Annotated in this window: 1 protein-coding gene; it reads right to left on the bottom strand. The window is 68.8% G+C overall.

The window, feature by feature from the left end:
- Window positions 1-810, bottom strand: an 810-nt coding sequence (locus JMF90_RS38920; protein WP_201326527.1) for an ABC transporter substrate-binding protein, incomplete at its 3' end; no start/stop codon positions are given.
- Between the last annotated feature and the right edge of the window lie 10 nt (window positions 811-820).

The raw sequence follows: 820 nt of genomic DNA, 5'->3' as shown, positions 1-820 counted from the left end.
GCCGCGGCGCGTGGCGATCGCGATGTCGGCCGTGCGCGGCCAGCCGCCGCTGATCGCGCCGACGAGCCGCGTCTTGCCTTGCTGCGCGCTTTGATACGCGAGCACCGAATTCACGCTGAACACCGCGTCCGCCCGGCCCGACTGCACGGCGACGATGCGCATCGCCTGGTCGTCGTAATACTGGATCTGCACCGGTTTCAGCCCGTGCGCGACGTTCTCGCGGTCCCACGCGAGCAGGATCTTTTCCTGGTTGGTGCCGGCGTCGGTCACGATGCGCAGCCCCGCGACGTCCTTCGGCTCGCGGATCGCCTGGATCTTGCTGTCGTTGCGCACGTAGAAGCCGACCTGGTCCTTGCGGTAGGTCGAGAAATCGAACTTCTGCTTGCGCTCCTCGGTGACGGTCACGTTCGAGATCACCGCGTCGACTTTCCCCGATTCGAGCGCCAGCGGCCAGTCGGCCCACGCGAGCGCGATGATCTTCAGCTTGCGGCCGAGACTGTCGGACACGAGCTGGCCGACGTCGGCATCGAAGCCGATCACCGTGCGCGCGTCGGTCGCATACGAGCTGATCGGCGGCAGGCTCGGCGCGATGCCGATCGTCAGCGTGCCGGGCTCGGCGAACTTGAACGACGCGGGCACCGCGCGCTCGACCGCCGCATCGGCCGCGCCACGTGGGCGGCCGCGCTGCTCGGGACTCAGGTCGAACGTCGCGGCGGTCGCGGCCATCGCGGCCGCGATGGCGCTCAGGCCGATCAGTGCGGTGGCCAGCGTGCGCACGGCACGGGAAGAAAGCGGTACGGCTCGATGCATGAAAACGTCC

This window comes from Burkholderia sp. E168m23, from assembly GCF_016586125.1.
Lineage (GTDB): Bacteria > Pseudomonadota > Gammaproteobacteria > Burkholderiales > Burkholderiaceae > Burkholderia > Burkholderia orbicola.
Note: the sequence above shows the minus strand (reverse complement) of the source record. Positions and strands in the feature narration are given on the sequence as shown.